Raw genomic sequence first — 21,230 nt, 5'->3', positions numbered from 1 at the left:
GTACCCTACATTATCTGGATGTTGTCAAATTTTCTCTTGACAAAAGCCCCTTGACATGATATTATATTCATAATGGAAAATCCGTGCGCCTACAAGCCCTATTTTCCTAAGCATTTAAACTCTAACTCATCTTGATTCTGCTTGTCGGAGTTGCGACAACATAGTTTTATAGTTCTCCATAATTGTTTGGGTATGGGGATGATTGTCTCCTAATACTTGGGTAGCAATCTTAATCGCTTCTCGATAGAGAGGTTCCGCTTCTTTGTACCTGCCTTGGCAATCGTACAATGCTGCTAAATTGTTGAGAGATTGTGCCACATTGGGATGATTGTCTCCTAAGAGTCTTTTTCTCAAATCTAATGCTTCTAGATAGAGAGGTTCCGCTTCTGTGTACCTGCCTTGGGAACGGAACAATCCTGCTAAATTGTTGAGGGATTGTGCCACATTGGGATGATTGTCTCCTAATCTTTCCCTGAAAATATTAATCGCTTCTAGATAGAGAGGTTCTGCTTCTGTGTACCTGCCTTGGGAATTGTACAATCCTGCTACATTGTTGAGGGAAGTTGCCACATCGGGATGGTTTGCTCCTAATAGCTGTTCTGTCAGAGAAAGGGAGCGCTTATACAGGGGTTCTGCTTCTGCGTACCTGCCTTGGCATCGGTATAATAGTGCTAAATTGTTGAGGGAAACTGCCACATCAGGATGGTTTTCTCCTAATCGCTGTTCCCGCAGAGAAAGGGAGCGCTTATACAATGGTTCCGCTTCCGCGTATCTGCCTTGGCATCGGTATAATTCTGCTAAATTATTGAGACTGGTAGCAAAATGGGGATGGTTTTCTCCTAATAGCTGTTCCCGCAGAGAAAGGGAGCGCTTATATAATGGTTCCGCTTCCGCGTATCTGCCTTGGTATCGGTATAATTCTGCTAAATTATTGAGACTGGTAGCAAAATGGGGATGGTTTTCTCCTAATAGCTGTTCCCACAGAGAAAGGGAGCGCTTATACAATGGTTCCGCTTCTGCGTATCTGCCTTGGCATTGATATAATGCTGCTAAATTATTGAGACTGGTAGCAACATCGGGATGGTTTTCTCCTAATAGCTGTTCTGTCAGAGAAAGGGAGCTCTTATACAATGGTTCCGCTTCTGCGTATCTGCCTTGAGAATAGTACAAGAGTGCTAAATTGTTGAGGGAATCTGCCACATCGAGATGATTTTCTCCTAAGCGAGTTCGAGTTGCGGTTAAACAAGCTTGACAGTAAGGTTCAGCAATAGCATACAATCCTTGTCCATTATAATAACGAGCTAAACCCATATAGGACTCGGCTAAATCCTCATCAGCGATATATTCTGGATATTCCCTGACAGCTTGTTGAATATGGGGAATTAAGGGAGTCAGATTTTGAATAATATCTAGAGTAGGAGTTTGGGGGACTGTTCTCGATGTATCTGTCATCACCGTACAATAACGACTTTTTGCGGTATTGGCTATCTCGGAACCTTCTAATTTTTCCCGTAGATAAAGACGGATGAGGGGATGCAGTTGATACCATTCATTGCCTAAAGATTTCAGCAAATTAAGCTTAACCAAGCTATCGGTTAACCATTTTTCTATCTCGTCTTTAGCTTCATCAGAAAATAAACTGATGATTAAGTGCTTGGGAAAAGGTGCCGAAGCAAATAAACTGAGATAAAGAGCTAATTTTTGTTTTTCTGTTTCTAACAGTTGCCAACTGAGATCCAGAATTGTTTTAATACTGCGGACTTCCTCCTTATCAGAGTTGAGATATTTTAAGCCTTTTTTGGGGAATTTTTCCTTGATATTTGCTAAAGTTTCAGTGGTTGCTTGTCTCAGAAAACTGCCTAGTAATTGTAATCCTAGAGGCAAATATCCTAAACACTGACAAAGTTGCTTGGCTGCCTCTAACTCCGCGGTTAGACGTTCTTTTCCTAAGTAGGTTTGCAGTAAATCTAAAGCTTGCGCTGCTGTGAGAACATCTAAGTTTATCGTTGATAGCGATACCCCTAAGTAACTAAAGCGAGTGGTAATCAAAACCCGAAAACGAGATTCTTTTCCCGGTGGTAGATAAGATGTAATTTGGTCGTAGTCACGCACATCATCAAAAATAATTAAAGCATTTCCCTCGGGCCAATTTTGCCAACAGTAACGCACTCGTTCACTTAAGGTTCCCTGATTGGGGATGTTTAAACCCAGGTATTCTCTGGCAAAAAATAAAATAGCTAAACCGGGGTCACTGTTAAGGACATTTATCCAACAAATACCCGCAGGATAATCCCCTTTATGTTGCCAAGCATACTGTAAAGCTAATTCAGTTTTTCCCGAACCTCCCATCCCACTTAAAACAATTGGGGAAGATTGCTGAAAAGCTTGATGAATCCGGGATAATTCCTGTTCTCTACCAACAAAGTTAACTGCTGTTCCTGGTAAATTATAGGGATCATGAACGGTATTTTTATCGGTAAATAGCTGATTATAGTTGGTAGCTTGGGTTGAATTTTCTGTTAAAAATAACCGCAGGAAAAACCAAGAATTTAAATCTGGCATATACCGAATAACTTTGTTAGTAAAATCATGATTCATCCACCAAATTTGTCGGAGATTAAAGCGAGCTAAATTTTCTCGATTGAAATTAATTAATTGCAAGGCATCTACTAGGGAAACATCAGAACTAAAAGCGGTTTCAAAACCAGTAATTGATACTACTCCCGACTCCAATTCTGCCAATTCTGTTAACAAGAAGTTCAAGACAAAAGAGGGTTTTTCCCATCTTGGTAAGACAATTTTATGAAAAATAATGCCTTGTTCTTGCAGTTTATTCTCTAATTCTCTAACTACTTGCTGACGGGAAAACTCATCATAAAATTCCACCCTAGCTAAACCTCTAGATGGTCTTCGTCCCCACAATAGCAAACGAGCTGCCGTATGGGAAATAGTACCCGGTTCTAACTCCGATTGATTAGTTTGATTAACTTGATGTACCACCGGGGACACCTCCATCGGGACCAGTAGGAATATGACCTTGAGCATTTAAAATATCAACCACAAGGGGATGCACCATAAAGCATCTTTCCCCGTCTCCATCTACTTCTTGAATCGCTCGATCATTTAATAAAGCGTATAATACTTCATTGGGAATTTGTGCTTCTGGATTAGCATCATAAATTCGTTTTAACAATAATACCTTATCCCCATAACTAACATGATCGATATCATAAGGATTTTGACCTAAACGTCTTTCATATTCTGTTCTTAAACTGCGAATTGCCCTGCTAATATGACTAGACATGATCAGATTTTGTTGATTGACAATTGCTTCATCAGAAGCTTCTCTAACTAAATAAAATAAATCTCTGATATTGCCACCAGAGGCAATAATAACCCGCTCTATTTGTCCATCTTCAAATAAATTAGATTTAACTCTTGCTTCTAAAACTTTTCTCACTGCTTCCCGTCCTTTTTGGTTAGGAGTATGATCTTTTTGGCAAAAAACTGGAGTATCGGGAATCAGGAGATTATGGTCAAAAGTGAGGTTAATCCCAGGAGATGAATTATACAATCCAATCGGAATATTAAAAATAATGTGAATGTCTAAATCTTTGAAAATGTTAGAATAGTTTAAAAATAAATCCCTGACCGCTTCTTGTGAAACACCAGCTTTATCGAAGTCTTCTCCAATAATTAGCCAGCTTCTCTGCATAGTTTCCTGTAAGTTCTGATTACACTCTTTCAGGAGTTGATTAGCAATATTAATTAAATCTCTGGAACGGGAAAGACGGTATTCAATAACTTTTTTCTCTCGCGAGTAAGCAAACCGGAATTCTCCCTTGAGAGAGGCAAAAAGTCCGAGAATTTTATTCCAGAAAGAATCTTCCTTTACTCCCGCTCCTGCTTCCGTTTTGATTTGACTTTCTCTGGTTTCCTTGCGGGTAAATTCTTCAGAACTAAACCAATCCCAAAGCTTTTGTAAATTTTCATCACTGGGTTGTCGAGAAATTTTAGCGGTTTTCTCAACAATTTCTACCACCATAAAGAGAAACACATCAAGGGGACTGAAATTAATCGCATCGAGTTCATTTAAAACACTAAATCGCAGGGGTTCAAAATGCTGTTTAATCTCAGGATCATTAATTAAACGAGTTAATTCTGTCGATTTGCCTACCCCCGTGTGTCCCATTAAACAGGCTTTGTAATATTGTTGCGTATCTATGACCCGTTTTAACCCTAATTTTAGACGTTCAATTTTATCTTCCCCTCTCACTTTATTCATTTCTTCTCGATAAAAAGCATCTATTTCCTTCTGAGTTAATAGGGGTTCAGGAGATATAGTTAAATGGATTTCATCAAGAGTAGTCGCAGGTTCAAAACGAGTCAGAGAGGGGTGTTGCATAGAGACAGGAAAAATCATTCTCTGGAGATACTTTTTATTATATAGCATCGCCAAACTAAAAGCGATCGCTCGTTGCTGCCGCAAAACCAGATAATTGATAGAACAGTTGTTCAACCATTAAGATTTTGTGATAATCCTGGGTAAGTGTGATCTAAAGTACAGCTTTTTTTGGGAAAGTTTCCCCAAGGGTGCTGCCTTGGGGCGCAAATATGATAGAATGCTGGTAAATTGATACAAAACTTTACTTCAAGGTGAATCTATGCCGTTTACGATCGAATCAGCGCGGAGCATTTTCCCCAACACGCTATCAGCGGATGTGGTTCCCGCCACGATTGCGCGTTTCAATCAGCTGAATACCGAAGATCAACTAGCCTTGATTTGGTTTGCCTACCTAGAAATGGGCAAAACCATCACCGTTGCCGCCCCCGGCGCTGCTAGTATGGTATTTGCCGAAAAAACCATGAATGAGATTCGGCAGATGTCACCTTTGCAACAGTCGCAGGTGATGTGCGACTTAGCCAACCACGCTGACACCCCGGTTTGTCGCACCTACAGCACTTGGTCTGCTAACATCAAACTGGGATTCTGGTATCAATTAGGACAATGGATGGAAGATGGCAGTGTTGCGCCAATTCCCAAGGGTTATGAACTATCTGCTAATGCCAGCGCCGTTTTAGACGGGATTAAAAAATTAGAGTCGGGACAACAAATCACCGTTCTGCGGAATTGTGTGGTGGATATGGGCTATGATCCCAAGAAACTGGGCGATTATAACCGTATTTCCGAACCCGTGGTTCCTCCCCAAAATATTGCCGAACGGACCAAAGTTAGCATTGAAGGCGTTACCAATGCCACCGTCCTCAACTATATGGACAACCTCAACGCTAACGACTTTGATGTATTAATTGAATTATTCACCCCTGACGGCGCTCTGCAACCACCTTTCCAACGTCCCGTCGTCGGTAAAGAGGCAGTATATCGCTTTTTCCGGGAAGAATGCCAAAATTTGAAATTAATCCCCGAACGCGGTGTAGTAGAACCCGCCGATGACGGTTTTACTCAGATTAAAGTGACGGGAAAAGTACAAACTCCTTGGTTTGGTGCAGGTGTGGGTATGAATATGGCATGGCGCTTCCTCCTAACTCCTGATAATAAAATTTTCTTCGTAGCGATCGATTTATTAGCTTCTCCGAAAGAATTATTAAACTTTGCCCGTGGCTAAATAGCTACTGAGAGAAATCATTAAAAATTCTGATGAAACTTATTAGAGTTCCTTGTCAAGTGAACTCTTTTTTTTATACAATTAAAAGGCTGACTTAAAAAAATTGGTAAATACACCGGTTTCTTCTCCGATCTAGGTAAGAATAACTAAACAATTATTCTTACAGATGTGGGCGAAAAGAGTCGAGGTAGTTCAAAAATCCAAAATTATCATCCCTAAAACTAAAATCATGCCTATGAGTGAAATAATTTGGTCAGATACGGAACAAGAAATTGCTCAAACTGCTTTCCAAAAAGCCTATCAGCGAGAAACTAGCACTTTAATAGAACATATTAAAGAACAGTCTGGTCAGATCACGGTTTTAGATGATATCTGGCAAATGCACGATTATCTGAGCGCCCGACGACATCAGATTGATGGTAAATATGACTATCGCTATACTTCCCTAATTTTTGTCTTTGCTCAACTATTAAAGGAAGGATGGTTAAAGCTAGAGGATCTCAACGGTTTGGAAAAAGATAAACTAGCGAAAATCGCCGCCCTGTCGCGAATGTAAATTAATGATTAGCATTAAGCCATCAGCTTTTTGCTTCTAGTTGGGTGACTAAAAAATTCATCTCTAGATAATCCACACCGTCTTAAGTTTTTCCTAAGCGGCAACCAATTCCGTTAGAATGAGTCAATCATCCCGATCGCTTATCGCTTGTTTTGCACCTTTGGTTTATGTTCAAAAATCTTTTACTTCCCCTAGGAATATCTATCTTTCTCGGTGTTTGTCAGTCTTTGTCAGCCGCCGAATCAGCTATCATAAAATACCACATCTTCCAAGGGTCCGTATCGGTATCAGAATTAAAGCAATTGAGCGAAACAGGCGAATTAGCTCCCGCTTTAGCCTCACAATTAAAGATGGCTAACCAAAAACCCGAAGAATTCCGCAAAATCCTTAATCGTCGCGTAGCGGTGGATGCCATCTTTCTTTCCAAATTTCTTAATAGTTTTTTTGGCGAAAGTTTGCTAGATTACGCCGCCGAAATTGTCCACACCCCCAATCGAGCCGCTAGTCGGCAAGCTTTACGCGGTTCCTTAGTCACTTCTGCCCTCAACGACAATGAGATTCAAGTCATCGAAGTCCTCGACAATTATCCCACCAGCGAGGTTCATGTGGATGGCAATCGTCTGCTGGATTTAATCAACCAAATTGAATCAGTATTGAAAACAATGCCCCGTTTACCTTTCTGATACCAAATCCGCCTTTCAGGTTTTCTTGAATTGCGCTGTAAATTGAATAAATTAGGATAATCTGGTAGGAATAATGACCACTTCTTTGTCTCAAAGGAAAACAGTTAGCGGCAAACCTTTTTTAAAGTGGGCGGGAGGCAAAACTCAACTGGTTCCTAATATTCTATCTTTGATTAATTCCCAGATTTCTCAAGATTGTCAGTTTAACTACATTGAACCTTTTGTCGGAGGTGGGGCAGTTTTATTCTCAGTTTTAAATAATTTTTCTTCTGTCCAAAAAGTCATTATTAATGACATCAATCCTGATTTAATCATGGCTTATAATGTTATTAAAAATAATGTCAAAGAATTAATATTCAAGCTTAAACAAATCCAGCAGGATTTTTATGAACTTAAAAATCTAGAGGAACAACAAAAGTTTTTTTTAGATAAAAGAATAGAATTTAATTCTCGTGGCTGTGATGAAGATATAGAAAAAACAGTTTTGTTATTATTTCTCAATAAAACTTGTTTTAATGGACTTTATAGAGTCAATAGCAAAGGACTTTTTAATGTCCCTTTTGGAAAATATGTCAAACCGTTGATCTGCAATGAAGAAAACTTATTAGCTGTCAACCATCATTTACAGAAAGTGACGATCCTACAAGGAGATTTTGTCCAAACCCTGAATTATGCCAATAACAAGACTTTATTTTATTTTGATCCTCCCTATAAACCGATTAAAAAAACATCAGCTTTTACCTCTTATACTAAAGAAGATTTTAACGATGAGGAGCAAATAAGATTAAAACAATTTATCGATCGAGTCGATCGGGCAGGTTATAAATTTATTTTAAGTAATTCCGACCTTAAAAACTTTGACTCTGACAATAATTTTTTTGATGATTTATATAAAGATTATAATATTCAAAGGGTAAAAGCCCGACGAAATATTAATTCCCAGGGCAATAATAGGGGAGAAATCCAGGAATTACTGATCAATAATTGACAAAAATTAAGCCTAACAGAAAAGACGACATGAATCGCCCATGCAAAAGTGAAGTGCAACCCCCCAGATTGACAGAGGTAAGCCCCTAGAGATAGTCTGGAGTTTCTGATAAGAGAAAGACTATCCGATTGCCTATATCCATCTTAAGCCAAAAATTTGCTTTGACCACAGTGCTTAAGTAGGTAGGCACAATTATTTGTAGGATGGGTTAGCGGTAGCGTAACCCATGCGGGCGTTGGGTTTCATGCTTCAACCCAACCTACGTTCATTTTATATTTAATTCCACCCACCTACTTATCTCGCCAATGGCAATTAATTTGGCACGACTACGTTTACCCTTCTGAGTATGAATTTTATCTGCAATCACCCCTCGATCGAGCATTGTTTAAAACAACAATTAATTAATATTTTTCCAGAAAACAACCATAAATTAACTTTCTATCGTTGCCCAAAAACTGATATTATCCTCTATCGTTCACCTCTGTTTTATTATTTTACGTCCGCTCAATGTCAAACCATATTTAACCATTTAATCACCTTTTTTCCACAAATTCAGCTTAGGGAAGGATGGCTAGAATTATTATTAGATCAGCAATTTTTGTCCTTTTGGTTACTGAAATTAAACGATTTAATCGATAAATTTTTCTCGGATGAGCTTCCTCTCCATCCCAGAGGAGAATTTTTCTTTTTATTTCAATACACCCACGCTCGCTATTCTAGTTTGTTACAACTGCTCAATCGGGAAAAAATTAGTTTAACCGAGCCAGAACTATTATCCTGGCATCATCCCGCCGAAATAGCCTTAATCCTGCAAATTTTAACCGTTTGCGATTGTTGGGAAGGCCAGAAACTCTATCCCCTAACCGCGAATTTTTGCGAAGCGATGCTCAATTTTGAGCGTAACTGTCGCATTATCGGAGAATCGGCCCCAATTCAGCGATCGAGATTAATCCTGATTAGCGTCAGTCAAAAACTACTTAACCGTCTTCTCCATCAAAAATGGCAACTGCTGCCGATGACGGAACTATAAAAATATCAACTTTTATGAATTTAGTAGATAAAATCACCAGCTTATGATAGATTTTAATTAGTGTGAGGAGCGAACCAGAATAGAGAGCCGAGACGAAACATGGACAGTCGCCGGCTCTCTTTCTGTTGTTCAGGAATTATTTTTTTCTTGGCGATATTTAATAAAAGTGGGCAAATCAACCCGAAAAGAGGCATATTTCGGGGAAGGAGAGATGATAGGTGCGGGCCAATCCCTGTCTTTCTTCTTTAAGGATTCTACTGGCTCAATTGTCTCTAATTCCGCTACAAACTCATCGATGGGAGCCACTTCATCGCTTTCTTGGCTCTCTGTCTGAGACCAAGGCTCGATCGCGGCTGCCTTGGCGACAATGGCTAAATCTGGGGGAGAATTGCGATCGCTACCGCGCTGGAAATACTGGGCCAAGGCCGATTTATACTGGAGGGTGTAGCGTTGCTGACGTTGGAGACGGGTGCGTAATTCCTGCAATTGCTGGTCATAGTTGCACAGTTTTTGGCTTTTTTCCTGATAACTTTCCTGGATTAAGGCACATTCTCGCTCTAAACGGGCTAATTGTTGGCGCGTGCGGGTCAATTCTGCGGTCAAATTGGCAATAATCATCGGTTGCCGTTGTTCTGCTTGACGATACTGTTCGATTTCTCCTAACGCTCGCTGTAATTGTTGCTTTTCGTATTGCAGTTCCTCGTTTTGCTGCTGGATTAGGGTATCGCAACTTTGCAAGCGACGATGTTGCTCGGCTAACCGCGATCGCAGTTCCCCGATAGCTTGCTCCCGTCGCCAGATCTCCGCTTGTAATTCTTGATTTTGTTGACGTAAATGAGAGGATAGAGCTGCCCAATCTGTCTCATCTGTTGATTGACTCTCATGCTCGACAATTTCAGCAGTGATGACAGTATCCGCATGGGTGAGATGATCGAGGTACAGGTCGGAATTATCGTTCATAAAAGCCAAAGGATGAGGAAACCTAGAAGTTTAGAGACGTTAAAAGCCTTCTATCGTTCCAAAAAAAAATGGGAACCGCGTTGTTAGAGACTGCCGCGCGGTTCCACTGCCGATCCTTAAGAGGAGAACACTATATATAACTATAAGCTTATTAGGAATTTTTGTCAATACTTAATGAGAATTTTTTTCAATAAGTTGGGGGAGAGGGGAATCGACTAATTCCTAAGATAGCTGTAGTGCGGGTATCTAGCCCGGGGCCAGGGAAGAATTAGCCACAGCAAAATTGATACCAGCAGCGGTCGAGCGGGTTAGCGGCTCGATGTGCTTCAATAATCCTATAGTTTTTATTTTCCTTGTCCTACCATGCCACGTCCCCCGAAGAAAACCCCTAGCACCCCTGAACCCCCCGAAGAGCCAATTCAAGCCACTCCTCCCCTACAACCTCTACAAATTATTAAAAAGGGTTCTAGGGCTGCAGTACCACCCAAACCCGCGGAAACCCCTCCAGAAATAATTGAGGAAAAACCGGCCGCAGAAATGGTAAAATCAGTCAGTAGTGAGATAAAATCTCCCCTCCGTCCCCGTTCCGATTCGGCTCCTCTATTCCGAAAACCGATTCCCAAAGCAGAAATTCCCGTCATCGAAAAAGCGACGGGAGCCAGTGGCGAAGTATTTAATCTGACCGATTCTGTACTGATTACCGAACCTTTCGGTACTCGTGTTCCCGCTATTATCGATAGTTTTTATGCCGATGCTCAAGGCGAAATCTGGGCGCGACTCAAACCGGTGGAAGTTAATCCCGATTGTCGCTGGGAACAGGCCTGTATTCGCTCTCAGGGTTTGGTAAAGGCCGAGTAAGACAGTTATCAGTTATCAGTTATCAGTTATCAGTTATCAGTTATCAGTTATCAGTTATCAGTTATCAGTTATCAGTTATCAGTTATCAGTTATCAGTTATCAGTTATCAGTTATCAGTTATCAGTTATCAGTTATCAGTTATCAGTTATCAGTTATCAGTTATCAGATTTGAGTTTTAAGTGTGCAGTAAGTACCTAAGCAAAATTAATTACACACATCTAACCACCTCTTGCCTCTTGCCTTTTGCCTTTTGCCTTTCTTCACTAGGAAATTTATTTTGCACGACTACTTATTAACAAGTAATTTAGATAATATCTCTTGCATAGTTGATTTTTGAGGGTTCAAAAACGTCAAAAATAAGGATTAAATTGCATAAAATATGTAAATAGACCACTTAATTGATTTTTATTCATTCTTAATTCTCCTGACGACCGACTACTGGCTACTGACTTCTAACCCTAACAACAATTTTTGATTTTTACAAGAGGTCTGATGATTTGGTATTCTCAAAAGGTTTACTGATCAAGGCTATGGTATGATTAAGGGTGGTTTGTCAGACTCTGATATTTTTCATGATAATCTGTTTTTATCTGATATCATGTTAAGAAAAATTCACTCTCTAAATTTGGGTTTAAATTATGATAACTACACTCATCGAACGAGAAGCAGAACCAATTTTAATTAGTGACTTAACTTGGAGAGAATTTAAAGCTGTTGAACAGCTGATCGATCGCCCAGGGTTAAGGTTATCTTTTTTAGATGGAGTTTTGGAGATTAGAAAAATGCCAGGGAAAAAACACGAAACTATCAAAAAACGTATTGCTTCCTTAGTAGAAATTTATTTAGAATTTTTGGGATTAGATTTTACTCCTACTGGTTCTGTCACCTTAGAAAATGAATTTGAAAAGGTTAAAAGAGAAGGTGATGAATCCTATGAATTGGGAGCAAATAGAAAACATCCTGATTTAGTGATTGAGGTGGTTGTTAGTAGTGGAGGAATTAATAAACTGGAAGCATACAAACGGTTACAAATTCCTGAAGTTTGGTTTTGGATGAATGATGAGTTATTGTTTTATAGTTTAGGAAATGAGGGATATGAGGCTGTTAGTAAATCGCAACTTTTACCGAGTTTAGATGTAGGTTTATTGATGCGTTGTATTGGTATAGAAAATCATGCTCAAGCACTGCGAGAATTTAGAGCAGGGATAAAAATTATTGAATCAACATAACAATAGAAAATGGTGATTTTTTCTGCCTATATAAAGATTATGGGTTAACTTAACAGTTGCAGAATGCCAAGAGTTAAATTCTCAATATTCCAGCAAAAGGGAACAAGTTTTTAACCGTTTTATCGCCTCCGTATTATTAGAAGAAAGACGAGCCGGTAATATTCCTGCTTGGCAAGGAATTAGGATTGTAAGAGAAAGGATTTAATAGCGATATGAATCCTTGAAAAGACAGTATTTTTGGGAAAATGCTCTCATTTCATCAACTCAATAACCAATCTAGATGATTCTGTAAACATTGCTTGAGGTCGTAGCGTTGCTTGATAGTTTCCCTAGCATTTAAACGCAGATTTTGCCAACCCTGGGGATAATCTAACACTTCATCGACGCGATCGGCTATTTGTTGGGGAGAAAAGAAATCCACTAATAAACCATTTTCTCCATCGGTAATTAATTCTCGCACGGGGGGAGTATCGGAACCAATCACCACGCAACCCATGGCCATAGCCTCTAACATTGACCAAGACAGCACAAAAGGACGGGTAAGATAGATATGGGCCGCTGATGCCTGTAAAACCTGTTTATATTGACCGTAGGGCAGAGAACCGGTAAAATGCACCCGGGATAAATCCAAAGAAAGGCTTTCTAACATCAATTGTTTATAGGTTTTGCCGTCCGGTAGAGTTTTCCCATAAGCGACTCGATCCTCCCCGACAATCACCACATGACAGTTAGGCCGACGGGCTAAAATTAGGGAAACAGCCGTCATAAATTGGGGAAAACCGCGATAGGGTTCCATTCCCCGGGTTGCATAGGTGACAATCTCCTTAACACCGGATAAATCTAAACCTATCTCTGGAATCACTAACTGCACATCGGGACGGGGACAGAAATAGTCCGTATCGATGCCATCGTGTAAAACCGTCAGTTTCGAGTGAAATTCGGGGGGAAATTGTTGTTTTTGCCAGATAGTCGGCGATAAACCTCGATCGCAACTGACCAGATCGATGAGGATCGTCGCATTTTTAATTCTAATCCGGGCCTCGGCATCAGCATTAAGGGGATCCGCCGGATCAAAATCAGCATCGGAACCATGGGCATGATAAAACCATTCAAAATAGGCTAAAAACTTAGTTTTCGGGAAAATATCCTTGATAAATAGGCCCGGCCCCCAGCCGGAATGTGCATAGACAATATCGGGATAAAAACCTTGATTTTTCAGTTGTTGGCAAACACCATAAACCGCTTGACCTTGTAAAACCGCACTTTCGAGGGGACGGACATAATGATGGGTTTGGGGAGAAACAGCGCGACTTTCCTTGTAAATAAATTTTTTTACCCCCGCTATCTCTCCCTCTTGCCTGGTAGTGCCGAAAATCACTTGATTTCCGGGGTCTTGAGCCAAAACCGTGCTTAAATGGCGAAATTGGGCGGGAAAATTGGAATGAAGGAATAAAAATTTCATCGCGGGTAAAGGTTTAGAAAAAGCGATCGCTAATCGTACATTGTCCCTGAAAACGGAGCAGATGATCGCATAATACCAAAGCCATCATCGCTTCTACCATCGGGACCGCTCGGGGTAAAACGCAAGGATCGTGTCTTCCTTTGGCTGCCAGGGTGGTTTCTTCCCCGCTGCGCGTCACGGTTTTTTGTTCTTTACCGATAGTCGCGGTGGGTTTAAAAGCGGTGCGGATAATAATATTTTCACCGTTACTGATTCCCCCTTGGATACCCCCCGAACGATTGCTAGTGGTGCGAATTTCCCCGTTATCATCGATAAAATACTCGTCATTGTGTTCGCTGCCGGTTAAGAAGGTTCCCGCAAATCCCGATCCGATTTCAAATCCCTTACTCGCGGGTAAGGACATCATCCCTTTAGCTAAATCGGCTTCTAGCTTATCAAAAACGGGTTCTCCTAGACCTTTCGGCACATTTCTGGCTACACATTCCACCACACCGCCGATCGAGTCCTTATTCAGGCGAATTTGGTCGATCAGGGCGATCATTTGGGCGGCCGTTTCCCCGTTGGGACAACGCACTATATTACTTTCCACCTCGTCGAGGGTGACGGTGTTGGGGTCGATGATTGCCTCAATATCTTTAATTCGCTTCACATAACCGATAATCTCGACATTATAGACAGATTTAAGGATTTTTTTAGCGATCGCTCCTGCAGCCACCCGGCCGATGGTTTCCCGGGCCGAGGATCTGCCTCCTCCTTTCCAGTTGCGAATGCCGTATTTTGCCTCGTAGGTAGCATCCGCGTGGGAAGGTCGGAATTTCTCGGCCATTTCGTTGTAATCTTGCGAGCGAGCATCCTGATTCCGCACTAAAATAGCGATCGGTGTACCGAGGGTTTTGCCTTCAAAAACGCCCGAAATTATCTCACAAATGTCATTTTCCCGACGCGGGGTCACGATTCTGCTTTGTCCCGGTTTGCGACGGTCTAAATCGATTTGAATCTCCTCTTCAGAAATTTCTAAGCGCGGGGGACAACCATCGATAACCACTCCTACCCCACCCCCGTGAGATTCTCCAAAAGTGGAAACCCGAAATAGTCGTCCGAAAGTGTTACCCATAATCTCAATGTCTATTAAGCCTCAAGCTTTTATTGTACCTGAGCGGTTATCAGTTATCAGTGATCAGTGATCAGTTATCAGTTATCAGTGATCAGATGTGAGTTTTTAGTGGACAGTCTTAAGTAGAAAATTGCCGTTTTCTTGTCACTGATGCCATTTTTCAAAAGTAATCGCAGAGATGGTTAATTTCCCTTACCCCCACAACCAAAGGGAGAGGGGAGTAAAATGCCGGCTCTCTTATTCTTTGTGTGATAAGTTTAACTTATATAAGACCGATCAATCTTTGTGTCCTTTGTGTCTTTGTGGTTCGTTCCATTTGCTCGCCAGCAGGAATGTATTTTAGAATACATTTTACCCACCAAACCCAAGAGAGTAAAATGCCTGCTACGAATAAAGGAAAATACTATGATTACTGTTTACTGATCACTGTTCACTGATAACTGAAAGGTCTCCTGTCTTCAGGTTAAGCTCCCAAAAAAAGGCTATTCTTTACCTTATATTCCTCGGCAGAAATTTGATGACTTCCTTGTTAGTTCACACTTACCCTTCTCTTGTCAAGGGTATTTTAATTAAACGTTACAAACGCTTTTTTGCCGATATACAACTGGACAACGGAGAATTAATTACGGCCCATTGCGCTAATACCGGACCGATGACGGATGTATGCGTAGAGGGTCAACCGGTTTATCTTTCTCGCAGTGATAACCCGAAGCGAAAATTAGCTTACACCTGGGAGATGATTCAATTGGGGGAGACTTGGGTGGGAGTTAATACCAATCTTCCTAATCAGGTGGTGAAAAATGCCCTGTTGCAAGGAGTTTTTCCCGATTTGGTCAAAAATGACACCGAGGTGCGATCGGAAGTGGCCTACGGTCAAAATAATGGCAGTAGAATTGATTTTCTTTTGACCCATGGTGATAATTCCCTCACCTATATTGAGGTCAAAAATACCACTTGGAATCAGGGAGAAACGGCACTTTTTCCCGATACTGTCACCACGCGAGGACAGAAGCATTTACAGGAATTAATGGATTTATTGCCGGCAGCGGAGGCGATTATGCTCTACTTTATTAATCGGGGTGATTGTGACCGATTTGCTCCGGGGGATAGTAAAGATGCTAAATACGGGCAGTTATTGCGTCAAGCAGTGGCTAAAGGAGTCAAAGTTTTACCCTGTCGCTTCCAAGTGACACCCGCGGGAATTAATTATTTAGGTTTAGCAGAATTGCAACTGTGACACCAGTGGTTTAGATCGAACAGCAAGTAATACTAAATCCGGTTATTAAAAACTGATGATTTATTCCCCCTTGCCTTTTGCCTCTTGCATGAGTGCCTCTCCTCATAACTAGCCTGTACTCAACGGATTTAGTATAAGCTTTTGACAAAATCCCCCAGACCGCAACTGACCTTGAAAAGCTTAGAGACACAGTTACCTGTGCCTCTACTGGGGATTTTGTAGATACATATTTGGGGTAATTTGTCAAGGTTTTTGATAACTAATTCCGTGGCGCATTTTCTCTAATTTCTGTTGCACCTGAGCATCGAGAGAATGGAATAAAAAACGCCCTTTGGGACTTTGAGAAGAACTCTGGGATTTTCTCAGACGACGACCGGTTAAATCCACCTCGATTTCCAGACGTTGAGCGGAAATCCACTGGGCCCCATAACCCATAACGGTCATTTTTTGGGCATTATCAGAGGTAGCGACGATAATCCGTCCGATAGCTGGGGCGCGATTGTACCAAAAATCGGCACAGGTTTTCTCGATATAGGTGTCGGCGGTTTGAGCGTGAGCGGTAAAATAAACCGATAAATGGTTAGTGTAGCGTTCTTGGCTGCCGGGGGTGTCTTGAAGGTAGGAATCGAAGACGATTTGGGTTTGATAACCCTGATGGTGGGTGTAACCGATTAGGGTTTCAATTAACTTGTCTCGCGCCGGTTCGAGACCGTGGCGATCGCTGATTTTTTTCAGGGACGGCCAAGCGCCGATGACGTTGTAGCCGTCAACCAGCAGAAGGGAACGATCAGAAGAATTAAGCATGGCTTTGAGAGTAATTTGTGTGGCATTAAGGGCAGTTGTAAAAAACAGCATCCTAATGATATTAACAAAAAATTTAGGATTCTCCCGCCGCACTGGCCAATAATCTCGCTTTTAAGTCTAGGGGATTTCCCCGCTCCGTTACCTTGCCCCCCTCTAACAAAAATGCTCCATCGCTGTAATCCAATTCATCAAGGCGGTGCGTCACCCAAAGGGCTGTAATCCCTCGGTTTTTGACCAATTTCTGCACTTGAGAGACTAATTCTAACTGAGTATCCCCATCCAAAAGGGCGGTGGGTTCATCAAAGAGCAAAACCTCGCAATGACGAGCTAAGGCCCCCGCAATGGCGATTCTTTGCTTTTGTCCGCCACTGAGAGCATAGATCGGTCGTTTTTCCATTTCTAATAAATTCACCGCCCCTAGGGATTCCCGCACCCGCGCCCGAATTGCCGGCGTGGATAAACCCTCGGATACCAACCCAAAGGCCACATCTGCTCCCACTGTTGGCATCACTAACTGATGGTCGGGATTTTGAAAAACAAAACCGAGGGGGTTAGGTATCTCTATTTCCCCGCGACTAGGTTTTAATAATCCCGCTAAGAGCCGCAGCAGGGTTGATTTACCGCTGCCATTTGTCCCCAACAACATCCAAAATTCCCCTCTAGGAACTTGCAAAGAGCAGCCATTTAATACTGATTTCCCATTCGGCCAGCTAAACCAGAGGTCTTTTACTTTTATAGTCATGAATTATCAGTTATCAGTTATCAGTTATCAGTTAAGCTAAGACTTATTTAGGGCTTGCTGAATAAATGTGAAATGTAGGCAAGATAGGGGTTTTGTGGCTTTTCTTGCTCCCACAGGTACAAGATTTTGAGAGAATCGTGCTTCCAAACCTTGCGTCTTCATCGGCCCGAGTCCTGTAGGGGCGAAGCATTCGGGCAATAACCTATCGATGAAACCGTAGATTTTCTATCCGAATGCTTCGCCCGTACTTTTTGCCGCAAACCCTATTTAAACCGCTTATTCTTAATGATCAGCCGAATCTCCTCCAATCCCTTTACTGTTGCCTCTTGCAAGAGTGCCTCTTGCCTCGTCTCAACAAGCAATTTAAATTATGAACAGCTTATCAGTTATCAGATTTGAGTTTTGAGTTTTCAGTGGAAAGTATTATGTAGGTGGTTGCCGTTTTCTTGTCACTGATTACTGATTACTGCTCACTGATAACTGATTAAAGAACTATTCTGTGGCTAAAGCGACAAACCCCGGCGCTCTACCGGTGGAGGCAGCCCCGGATTTTTGTGACACAATCACCGCACTGATCTGATCGCTCAAAACCGCCACCTTTTTATCGGTTTGTTTTTCGCAGGTTAATTCTAATAATTCGGGATTTGGCGATCGCATAGCGTTAATAATTGTTTGATACAAAGCGTCTGCTCCTGCTTCTTCCTTGCGCTGCACGGAAATGGGGATGGGGGAGAGTTTCAGGGTAATATCGATCGAATACATAGTTTAGCGTTCCCTTCCAAAAAACAAGTCAAAAACCATTGTATAGCAGGGCTTGGGTGTTGGGGTTTTAGGGTATTAGTGATCAGATGTGGGTTTTCAGTTCACTGATTGCTGTTCACTGTGGGGATAACCCTAACATCATAACCGATTGACTTTCATTCAGTAGTCAGTGTGCAGAGGCGTTGTTAGCTGGCAATCACTTGCTTCAATGAATGAGCATGGTGCGTTCCCCAAAAATCTATCGGTGCAGCAGTAGGAGTTGCATCAGGGAACGCACCCTACAAGATCAGCGATCGCACTAAAGTTGACAATGTTGACGCTCATCAGAGTTGTACATCGTTAAGTACAATTGTTATTATGGTTCTGTCCAAATCCGGTTGGCAAAACCCAAAGGCTTCGGGGAACGCACCCTACAGCGATAGCGATTGCACTAGGACGGACGCACAACAAATCATAAAACAATTGGGGTATATTGATTAATTTGATAGTCACAAAAAACAGAAGATATGATCTCAAACACTTTAGCTTAAAAATAAAAAAATGCAATTTTTAAACCAATTTATGACAAATATTCAGATATCACTTAACTGGTTTGTATCAAATAGTGAAGTGATCAGAAATGTAGCTCAAACCCTTCAGTCTATCGTCACCATTGTTGGTATTTTTGCCACTGCAATTTGGTTTTGGCAGAAAAGACAAATTCAACCCAAGGCGATAATTACTCACAAAATCACTCATCATTGCATTCATAGCAATATGCTACTAAACAACAAAATTTTGTTGATTCGTATTATTGCAAAGATCGAAAATATTGGTAATGTGCTAATAAAGATTGATCACGTCGAAGCAAGAATTAATTGGGTATCACCTATTATAGAAGATGTTATTTACTCTATCCAAGAAGCGGAACAATTTGAGAATTTACAAATCGATTTTCCAGGAATATATTCAAAAAAGGTAGATCTAAAAAAAAAGGTGCAATCATTGTAATTGAACCGGGGGAATCGGACGATATATACTGCGATTTCATACATAGAACAGATAAATATCCAGAGAAAATTAAAACTATAATGATTTACTTTTATGCTAGAAATATAAAATCTCATGGTCAACTGATGGGATGGTCTTTTGAGGAATGTTATAATTTTGACGATAGACCTGAAAATGGAGAGTTCTAATGTATGATTCTGGGCAAGAGTCTTGCGATTCTAAGCAAGAGTCTGAAAATATGAATGTTCTTGACAAGCTTGTTCGAGATTGGACAGAGTTACTAAATCTGAGTATGGAAAAGCGTCAGAAACCGGTCAAGCCGCCTTCCCCCCCGGTAGGGCAAAAAAAACCACCTGAGCAATATCCTCCTGAAAGTGACAAACCCAAGTCTGCCACATAACCATTAATTATACTGGGCGTTGCTGATTTTAAGGATGAATTGTCTTTGAGGAAATTCTTAAAACCAAAAACTGAGTTAACTTGTGGATACGATGCACAATCGCTTCCTTTAGTGTTCATATCTCGATTCAGCAACGCCTTATACCGCCTCCTGCGATCGAGCAACCCCCTCTATATTATCCCACTTGCATAGATCCAACACCACTAAATAAAACCCAATACGACACTAGGCGGTTTAATCACCTCAATTTTGGGATAATTACCCCACAGAGGGGTCCAGCATTCCACTCAAGACGTGAAGACGACAATACCAAGCAATTGAGGCGGCATATCTCCCCATCTCCCCAAATCCCCCCGCAACGCGCACGAAGTGGTCTCCTCCCGCAACGCCCAGCAACTGGTCTCCCGAAAAAATTTTAGATTTTTTTAAGATCGACCTAAAAAATATTGGTCATTTTTTCCAATATAGTGTAAGTTAAGAAAAGTAAAGATTTCTCACAATTCTTCAACACATCTGCTGGCCTGCTCGGATAGATGGAGAAGAGAGGGCGGAATCTTAGCAATAATATACATTTTTCGGAGAAAACCCCCATGACCATTGCTGTCGGACGCGCCCCAGAAAGAGGGCTGTTTGATGCTCTCGATGACTGGCTCAAAAGAGACCGTTTCGTCTTCATCGGTTGGTCTGGTTTACTACTCTTCCCCTGCGCCTTCATGGCCCTAGGTGGATGGTTAACCGGCACCACCTTCGTCACCTCCTGGTACACCCACGGGTTAGCCAGTTCCTACTTAGAAGGCGGCAACTTCCTGACTGTAGCCGTCTCCACCCCCGCCGATGCCTTCGGTCACTCCATCCTCTTTCTCTGGGGACCGGAAGCCCAAGGTAACTTCACCCGTTGGTGTCAAATCGGCGGTTTATGGCCCTTTGTCGCCCTCCACGGTGCTTTCGGCCTGATTGGCTTCATGCTACGTCAGTTTGAAATCGCCCGTTTAGTCGGCATTCGTCCCTACAACGCCCTCGCCTTCTCCGGTCCGATTGCGGTCTTCGTCAGTGTCTTTCTGATGTACCCCCTCGGTCAGTCTAGCTGGTTCTTTGCCCCTAGCTTCGGCGTGGCCGGTATCTTCCGTTTTATTCTCTTCTTCCAAGGCTTCCACAACTGGACCCTCAACCCCTTCCACATGATGGGTGTAGCTGGTATCCTCGGTGGTGCGCTTCTCTGTGCTATTCACGGAGCGACGGTAGAAAATACCCTGTTTGAAGACGGTGAAGGTTCCAACACTTTCCGAGCTTTTGAACCCACCCAAGCGGAAGAAACCTACTCCATGGTGACAGCGAACCGTTTCTGGTCGCAAATCTTCGGCATCGCTTTCTCCAACAAACGTTGGTTACACTTCTTCATGCTCTTTGTCCCCGTGACTGGTTTATGGATGAGTGCTGTGGGTGTAGTGGGATTAGCCCTTAACCTCCGGGCCTATGACTTCGTTTCTCAGGAATTGAGAGCGGCGGAAGACCCGGAATTTGAAACCTTCTACACTAAAAATATTCTGCTTAACGAAGGTCTGAGAGCTTGGATGGCTCCCCAAGACCAACCCCACGAAAACTTTATCTTCCCTGAAGAAGTATTACCTCGCGGTAACGCTCTCTAAGGATGGCAAGAAAATTTACCGAATAGGGGGAAGGGTGAAGTTAAATCACCCTTCTTTTTTGTTGATTAACGCATCTCAAGCAACTATTACTCATTTTCTGGATACCCCTGTAAGATAAACTAGAGAATTTCTTGGAGATAAA

The 21,230-nt window shown here is 41.8% G+C and carries 20 protein-coding genes; 12 read left to right on the top strand and 8 right to left on the bottom strand.

Going from position 1 to position 21,230, the window contains the following annotated elements; all coding sequences use genetic code 11:
• Positions 1–126 precede the first annotated feature (126 nt).
• Together fxsT and B5D77_RS10305 are read right to left on the bottom strand one after the other, a co-directional pair.
• Positions 127–3,015 (bottom strand): FxSxx-COOH system tetratricopeptide repeat protein, encoded by a 2,889-nt coding sequence (gene fxsT, locus B5D77_RS10310; protein ID WP_106908780.1) that lies wholly within the window; start codon positions 3,013–3,015, stop codon positions 127–129.
• Positions 2,984–4,405, bottom strand: a complete 1,422-nt coding sequence (locus B5D77_RS10305) for a hypothetical protein (protein WP_106908779.1) — start codon at positions 4,403–4,405, stop codon at positions 2,984–2,986. The genes fxsT and B5D77_RS10305 overlap by 32 nt, the downstream gene beginning before the upstream one ends.
• Positions 4,406–4,664: 259 nt before the next feature.
• Between B5D77_RS10305 and B5D77_RS10300 the strand changes: the two genes are divergently transcribed.
• The 5 genes from B5D77_RS10300 (at position 4,665) to B5D77_RS10280 (ending at position 8,884) form a co-directional block, all read left to right on the top strand.
• Positions 4,665–5,627, top strand: a complete 963-nt coding sequence (locus B5D77_RS10300; protein WP_106908778.1) for an orange carotenoid-binding protein — start codon at positions 4,665–4,667, stop codon at positions 5,625–5,627.
• A gap of 166 nt (positions 5,628–5,793) precedes the next feature.
• The gene (locus tag B5D77_RS10295; protein ID WP_008204498.1) at positions 5,794–6,183 is read left to right on the top strand and encodes a hypothetical protein; all 390 of its coding nucleotides are present in this window, start codon (positions 5,794–5,796) and stop codon (positions 6,181–6,183) included.
• Between the two features lie 167 nt (positions 6,184–6,350).
• A complete protein-coding gene (locus tag B5D77_RS10290) occupies positions 6,351–6,866 on the top strand; it encodes an alpha/beta hydrolase (RefSeq protein WP_008204500.1) in 516 nt (171 codons plus the stop codon).
• A 73-nt stretch (positions 6,867–6,939) separates the two neighbouring features.
• A complete protein-coding gene (locus B5D77_RS10285) occupies positions 6,940–7,854 on the top strand; it encodes a DNA adenine methylase (protein WP_008204502.1) in 915 nt (304 codons plus the stop codon).
• Positions 7,855–8,200: 346 nt separating this feature from the next.
• Positions 8,201–8,884 (top strand): DALR anticodon-binding domain-containing protein, encoded by a 684-nt coding sequence (locus B5D77_RS10280; RefSeq protein ID WP_106908777.1) that lies wholly within the window; start codon positions 8,201–8,203, stop codon positions 8,882–8,884.
• A 129-nt stretch (positions 8,885–9,013) separates the two neighbouring features.
• On the opposite strand, the gene B5D77_RS10275 is transcribed toward B5D77_RS10280, so the two are convergent.
• Positions 9,014–9,844: a hypothetical protein gene (locus B5D77_RS10275; RefSeq protein ID WP_106908776.1), complete on the bottom strand. Its 831-nt coding sequence runs from the start codon at positions 9,842–9,844 to the stop codon at positions 9,014–9,016.
• Positions 9,845–10,207: 363 nt separating this feature from the next.
• On the opposite strand from B5D77_RS10275, the gene B5D77_RS10270 reads away from it, so the two are divergent.
• The 3 genes from B5D77_RS10270 to B5D77_RS10260 all read left to right on the top strand — a co-directional run bounded on the left by B5D77_RS10270 (position 10,208) and on the right by B5D77_RS10260 (position 11,931).
• Positions 10,208–10,702 carry a hypothetical protein gene (locus B5D77_RS10270; protein ID WP_008204507.1) on the top strand — a complete coding sequence of 165 codons (495 nt, stop codon included), beginning with the start codon at positions 10,208–10,210 and terminating at the stop codon, positions 10,700–10,702.
• Positions 10,648–10,881, top strand: coding sequence for a hypothetical protein (locus tag B5D77_RS10265; protein WP_159036957.1), 234 nt, complete (start codon positions 10,648–10,650; stop codon positions 10,879–10,881). Before B5D77_RS10270 ends, B5D77_RS10265 begins: the two co-directional genes overlap by 55 nt.
• A gap of 459 nt (positions 10,882–11,340) precedes the next feature.
• The gene (locus tag B5D77_RS10260) at positions 11,341–11,931 is read left to right on the top strand and encodes a Uma2 family endonuclease (protein ID WP_106908775.1); all 591 of its coding nucleotides are present in this window, start codon (positions 11,341–11,343) and stop codon (positions 11,929–11,931) included.
• A gap of 259 nt (positions 11,932–12,190) precedes the next feature.
• Here B5D77_RS10260 and B5D77_RS10255 read toward each other — a convergent pair whose 3' ends face one another.
• Together B5D77_RS10255 and aroC are read right to left on the bottom strand one after the other, a co-directional pair.
• Positions 12,191–13,393: a glycosyltransferase family 4 protein gene (locus tag B5D77_RS10255; RefSeq protein ID WP_106908774.1), complete on the bottom strand. Its 1,203-nt coding sequence runs from the start codon at positions 13,391–13,393 to the stop codon at positions 12,191–12,193.
• 13 nt (positions 13,394–13,406) lie between these two features.
• Positions 13,407–14,507, bottom strand: coding sequence for a chorismate synthase (gene aroC, locus B5D77_RS10250; RefSeq protein WP_104395697.1), 1,101 nt, complete (start codon positions 14,505–14,507; stop codon positions 13,407–13,409).
• A 248-nt stretch (positions 14,508–14,755) separates the two neighbouring features.
• Here aroC and B5D77_RS27180 point away from each other — a divergent pair, with 248 nt between their 5' ends.
• Both B5D77_RS27180 and sfsA read left to right on the top strand, forming a co-directional pair.
• On the top strand, positions 14,756–14,944 hold the full coding sequence (locus B5D77_RS27180) for a hypothetical protein (RefSeq protein ID WP_232306221.1): 189 nt from the start codon (positions 14,756–14,758) through the stop codon (positions 14,942–14,944).
• A gap of 80 nt (positions 14,945–15,024) precedes the next feature.
• The gene (gene sfsA / locus B5D77_RS10245) at positions 15,025–15,744 is read left to right on the top strand and encodes a DNA/RNA nuclease SfsA (RefSeq protein WP_008204612.1); all 720 of its coding nucleotides are present in this window, start codon (positions 15,025–15,027) and stop codon (positions 15,742–15,744) included.
• Between the two features lie 243 nt (positions 15,745–15,987).
• Here the strand turns inward: sfsA and B5D77_RS10235 are convergent, their stop codons facing one another.
• The 3 genes from B5D77_RS10235 to B5D77_RS10225 form a co-directional block, all read right to left on the bottom strand.
• Positions 15,988–16,599 (bottom strand): NYN domain-containing protein, encoded by a 612-nt coding sequence (locus B5D77_RS10235; protein WP_008204615.1) that lies wholly within the window; start codon positions 16,597–16,599, stop codon positions 15,988–15,990.
• 22 nt (positions 16,600–16,621) lie between these two features.
• A complete protein-coding gene (locus B5D77_RS10230; RefSeq protein WP_106908772.1) occupies positions 16,622–17,290 on the bottom strand; it encodes an energy-coupling factor ABC transporter ATP-binding protein in 669 nt (222 codons plus the stop codon).
• A gap of 492 nt (positions 17,291–17,782) precedes the next feature.
• Complete coding sequence (locus B5D77_RS10225; RefSeq protein ID WP_008204619.1) at positions 17,783–18,052, bottom strand: hypothetical protein; 270 nt, start codon at positions 18,050–18,052, stop codon at positions 17,783–17,785.
• A 561-nt stretch (positions 18,053–18,613) separates the two neighbouring features.
• On the opposite strand from B5D77_RS10225, the gene B5D77_RS10220 reads away from it, so the two are divergent.
• Positions 18,614–19,042, top strand: a complete 429-nt coding sequence (locus B5D77_RS10220) for a hypothetical protein (protein WP_159036956.1) — start codon at positions 18,614–18,616, stop codon at positions 19,040–19,042.
• 990 nt (positions 19,043–20,032) lie between these two features.
• Positions 20,033–21,088, top strand: coding sequence for a photosystem II D2 protein (photosystem q(a) protein) (gene psbD / locus B5D77_RS10210; protein WP_002737445.1), 1,056 nt, complete (start codon positions 20,033–20,035; stop codon positions 21,086–21,088).
• Positions 21,089–21,230 lie beyond the last annotated feature (142 nt).

The sequence above is a fragment of the Microcystis sp. MC19 genome (genome assembly GCF_003019735.1).
Classification (GTDB): domain Bacteria; phylum Cyanobacteriota; class Cyanobacteriia; order Cyanobacteriales; family Microcystaceae; genus Microcystis.
Note: the sequence above shows the minus strand (reverse complement) of the source record. Positions and strands in the feature narration are given on the sequence as shown.